At 26.7% G+C, this 5,530-nt stretch carries 3 protein-coding genes; all 3 read left to right on the forward strand.

Annotated elements, in window-relative coordinates; all coding sequences use genetic code 11:
* Window positions 1-78 precede the first annotated feature (78 nt).
* Window positions 79-1,752 (forward strand): arginine--tRNA ligase, encoded by a 1,674-nt coding sequence (argS, locus tag OL66_RS03000; protein WP_034172412.1) that lies wholly within the window; start codon window positions 79-81, stop codon window positions 1,750-1,752.
* Window positions 1,753-1,939: 187 nt separating this feature from the next.
* On the forward strand, window positions 1,940-3,799 hold the full coding sequence (locus OL66_RS03005) for a transporter substrate-binding domain-containing protein (RefSeq protein WP_034172413.1): 1,860 nt from the start codon (window positions 1,940-1,942) through the stop codon (window positions 3,797-3,799).
* Window positions 3,800-4,031: 232 nt separating this feature from the next.
* Window positions 4,032-5,530, forward strand: a 1,499-nt coding sequence (locus tag OL66_RS03010) for a transporter substrate-binding domain-containing protein (protein WP_238568817.1), incomplete at its 3' end; no start/stop codon positions are given.

A 5,530-nucleotide genomic window follows, 5' to 3' on the forward strand; every position in this document is an offset into this window, starting at 1 on the left:
TTCATTATTTTATCATTTATTGTCATCATTCAGGAATCATTTTTTATTTTACAATCCAAAAAGAAAGGAACTGCAATCATGAATTTACAAACCACTAAAAGCAAAATCCAAAATGCAATCCAAAAAGTTTTATTAGAAGAATTAATTTTACAAGAACAACTGGAAAATGACAAATTTGATTTTTCTTTACCTTTGTTTGCTTATGCCAAAAAAACCAAAACTAACCCTCATATTATTTTTGAAAATATCAAAAAAAACCTTGTCAAAATAAACGAAATCCAAGAATTAATGTTTTTAAACGGTTTTTTAAATATCAAACTTAAAAGAGCTTCATTAGCTTACGAAATATTACTCAAAATCAACGAATTACAAGCTAATTATGGCAATTTTCCCAATCAAAATCAAATCATAGTTATTGATTATTCTTCTCCTAATATTGCTAAAAACTTTTCTGTTGGTCATCTGCGTTCTACTGTTATTGGAAACGCTCTCAAAAATATTTATCAAAAATTAGGTTTTGAGGTAGTAGGAATCAATCACTTAGGAGACTGGGGAACCCAATTTGGTAAAATGATTGTAGCTTATCAAAAATGGGGCAACAAAGAAAAAATCCTAAAAGACCCAATTAACGAACTACAAAAATTATATGTTTTTTTTCATCAACAAGCCAAAACCAATCCTGAATTAAACGAACAAGCCAATTTTGCTTTTTTACAATTAGAACAACAAAACCAAAAATATCTCGATTTGTGGAAATGGTTCCGCGAAGTGTCTTTACAAGAATTTTGCAAAATTTATGATATTTTGGGGATTTCATTTGATTTTTTCTTGGGAGAATCTTTTTATAATGACAAAATCGCTCCTCTTTTTGAAGAATTAGAACAAAAAAAACTTTTAAAAGAAGAAGACCAAGTTTTGCTTATAGAACTTGATAATTTACCTCCTGGTTTAGTGAAAAAAACTAATGGCAGCACCTTGTATTTAACAAGAGATCTAACTACTTTTAAATATCGTTTTAACACTTTTAATTGTCAAAATGTTTTATATGTTGTAGGCAACGAACAAAAACTTTACTTTAAACAATTAGCCCAAATAATTGAAAAAATGGGATACTGTGACACTAAAATAAAACACATTAATTTTGGTTTAGTTTTGATGGATGGCAAAAAAATTTCTACTAGACATCACAAATTTACTACCTTAATTGAAGTAATTAATCAAGCTACTATTTTAGCCCAAAAAATCATTGAAGAAAAAAATCCTCATTTATCAAATCTTAACCAAACTGCACGCAAAATCGCTGTAGGAGCCATCATTTTTAACGACCTTAAAAACGATAGACATCTAGATATTGATTTTAATTTAGAAACTATTTTACAATTTAAAGGACAAACAGGACCTTATCTTCAATACACAGCAGCACGTCTAAATTCCCTTTTAAACAAAGAAAAACTAGACACAAACTTAATTGACAAAACCATTTATCAAAAAGACCATTATTTTATTTTAGTAAAATTATTAGACCAATTTCCTTTAATTTTGCAAAAAGCCCAAAAAGACAATATGCCAAGTATTTTGGCAAGATATATGTTAAAAATAACTCAAAATTTTAACTTTTTATATTCACAAGAAAAGATTTTAACAGATGATAAAACCACTACAAACACTAATCTTTTATTAATCCAAGCAGTTTTTATCACTCTTAAAGAAAGTTTAAGAATTTTAGGGGTTCCTTTTTTAGAAAATATGTAGTAATTTTTAAAAAATACCTTATTTTTCATAAAACAATTAAATCCCAAAGAAAAGTCTGCAAAGACTTTTTTTATTTTGTTAAAATTAAATATTTTTATTTTGGCTTGGAAAATCAAATCCACAAATCCAAAACTAAAAAACTAAAAAAAGAAAACCCAAACAACCACCCAATAATTAAAAGAAGGAAGTGATTATTTTCATTGATAAAAAACATTTTTTTAAAAACATTTTCCAAAATACCAATAAAACCCAAATGTTAAAAATTACTGCATTATTAATTAGTTTTTTATTTTTAATATGGCTGAATTTATCCATATTTGGATATTTCCATATAAAAAATAATTCCAAAAAGAAAACCATTTTAAAAGTAGGAGTTAACAACAATTCTGCTCCTAATGTTTTTAAAGTTTTAGAACAAAATGAGGGAAAGAAGGCCAAAAAAGCTGTAAACGGTGAATATATAGCGGGTTTTGATATTGATTTAATCAATAATATAGCTGATAAACTAGATTTAGAATTAGAATTTCATGTCTTTGATTTTGCAGGACTTCTTAATGCCTTAGAACAAGAAACAATTGACATCGCAGCTGCGTCTTTGAGTATTACAGACAAAAGAAAAGAAAAATACGATGTTTCTAAAGCCTATATGCAAACTGGAACCAGCATAGTAGTAAGAAACAAAAGATTTGATGATTTATTGGATAATTTAAGAAAACAACAAGAGCCAAACAATAACAAAGAAATAAAAATAAATTATAATGAATTTTGCCAAAAATTAAAAGATTTAGGAAAAGAAAAACCCATTAAATTTATAACATTTCTAAATACTGTTGCAATCCCAGTAATTGAAAAAATCAAATCAGATACTAATAAAGAAAAAGAATATGTCATCAAAAATAAAGAATTAACAAGTTCATCTGCATGTTTTACTGATATTTTACAAGGAAAATCAGATATGTTTATAACAGATAATTGTTTAGCTAGATGGGCTTATGAAATAAATCAAGATTTGACATATTTTGATGTGCATTCTGATAACTTAGAACATTCTACTTGTCCCCAAGGTTTAGGAATATTTTTTCCTAAAAAAAATGATGAAGATAGAAGAATACCAAATTTACAAGAAAAGATAAATGCAGCGTTGGTAAAATTGGATTTAGTTAAAAAAGATGAAAAAGGCGAATTCCAAGACATCATAGACTTAAAGAAAAAAAATCATGAATTAAAAGAAACTAGTAAAGAAGAAGTTAGTTCAGAAGATAAAAATAAAATAGAAGAAATAGAAAAAAAAGTAAAAAAACGACTAGATGAAGTCTTTAATGAAAACAAAGAAACAATTGAACTACCAACAAAAAAGATTTTCATCCAAGCCCAAAAAACCATTCCATCTTATCTAAAAGGACTCAAAACTACTTTAATTTTAGCTATTGACAGTCTTATTGTTGGCTTTTTATTAGCTATTATATGCACTTTAATTAAAAATATAAAATTAGATTATCACAAAAATAATTTCTTGATAGTTGCTATAATAAAAATATTAAATACTTCCATAAATGCTTTGTTTTTTGTCTTAAAGGGCATTCCTGTAGCCGCTCAAGCAATGTTTATTTATTACAGTATTACTTTTCTTTTTAAAGGAAATTTTAATCCTTTACACGCAGGAATTTTTGTTTTAATACTTAATTCTTTAGCAAGTATTACAATGATTTTGATGCAAAATATTAAATTCTTAGATAAAGGACAAATTGAAGCTGCTCATTCTTTGGGGATGAACCAAAAGCAAGTTTTTCTCTCTATTGTCTTTCCTCAAACTTTAAAAAGGTCAGTTCCTTTTATTTTGCAACAATTAATCACAAACATTAAGGATAGTTCTTTTTTTGCCATTATAGGAGTTGCCGAACTTTCTTGGAAAGCACAAAGCAATATGGGAGCTACCTTAAATCCAATCTTGCCTTTTGTAATGATATCTTGTTTTTATTTAATAATTATTAGTATGACTGGTTTTTTAAGCAAAATGTTAGAAAAAAATATTAAATTGAAAAAATAAAAGAAAAAGAATAGAAAAGGAAGTGAACAATTTCATTAATTTAATTAATAAAAACTCATTTTTAAAAAATATTTTCCAAAAGAAAAATAATATAAAAATATTCAAAATTATTACATTATCAATTAGCTCTATATTGTTGGTATGGTTGCATTTTTCAGTATTTGGATGGCATTTTTCAACCAAAACAAAAAAACAAAATCTTCAAAAATATTCCAAAACTTTAAAAGTAGCAATGACTAATAGTTCTATTCCCAATACTTTTAAAGCTACAAATCAAAAAAACGCTATAAAAGCTACAAATGGCGAATATATAGCAGGATTCGATATAGATTTAATCAAGGATGTAGCTGAAAGATTAGAGTATAATTTAGAAATTCATGTCTTTGATTTTGCAGGAGTTCTAACTGCCTTAGAGCAAGGAACTGTAGATTTGGCAATTACAACTTTAAGTATTACAGACCAAAGAAAAGAAAATTTCATAGTTTCTAAAGCATACACACAAACTGCAACAAGCATGGTAGTAAGAAAAAAAGATGACAGATTCAAAGAAATAGTTGAAAATAAAAAAATAGAATATAAGGATTTTTGCCAAAAATTAAAAGAAAAAGGTGCACCTCAAAAACCAATTAAATTTGTAACAGTTACTAGCACTGCTGCAATCAAAATGATTGAAGATGAAATAACAAATAAAGATGATATCAAATCACATGTTAAAAAAAACAACGAATTAACTAGTCCTCCTGCATGTTTTCAAGATGTTTTACAAGGAAAATCAGATATTTTTGTAATAGATAGTTATTTGGCTAGATGTGCTTGTCAAAAAGAAGATGACTTAATATATTTTGATATGACCTCAGATGATTCAAAATATTCTGTTTGTCCTCAAGGTTTAGGGATATTTTTGCCTAAAGGAGAAAAAGAAATCCGAAGCCTAGAATTAAAAGAAAAAATGGATAAAATTTTATGCGATTTAAAATTAGTTACAAAAGATGAAAACCAAAGTTTACAAGACATTATAGATTTAAAGGAAAAACGTAAAAATTTAACAAAAGACAACGATAAATACAACCAAATAGACAATAAAATAAAAAAAATAGAAAGTGAATCAGAAACAAGATTAAAAACAGTTTTTGACAACCACAAAGACATGCTTTCTAAAAGCACTACTTGGCATCAAATCAAAGAAACTTTTCCATCTTATCTAGAAGGACTCAAAACCACTTTAATTTTAGCTATTGATGGTCTTATTATTGGTTTTTTATTTGCAACTTCATATACTTTAATTAAAAACTCTCAATCCCATAATAAAATAATATTAAATATTAACAAAGGAACAACTTATTTTTTAGATACTTTTTTTTTTATTTTAAAAGGAATTCCTGTAGCTGCCCAAGCAATGCTTGTTTTTTATGGTATTGGTTATCTTTGCAAAGATCTTTTTGAAATTAAACGTTTGTATGCAGGTCTTTTTGTTTTAGTACTTAATTCTTTGGCAAACATTAATGTAATTTTAATGCAAAATATTAAATTCTTAGATAAAGGACAAATTGAAGCCGCTCATTCTTTAGGGATGAACCAAAAGCAAGTTTTTTTCTCTATTATCTTCCCCCAAACTTTAAAAAGATCAGTGCCTTTTATTATCCAACAATTCATCACAAACATTAAGGATAGTTCTTTTTTTGCCATTATAGGAATTGCCGAACTTTCTTGGCAAGCACAAAGCAATATGGG

This window comes from Chrysanthemum yellows phytoplasma, assembly GCF_000803325.1.
Taxonomy (GTDB): Bacteria; Bacillota_I; Bacilli_A; order Acholeplasmatales; family Acholeplasmataceae; genus Phytoplasma; species Phytoplasma asteris.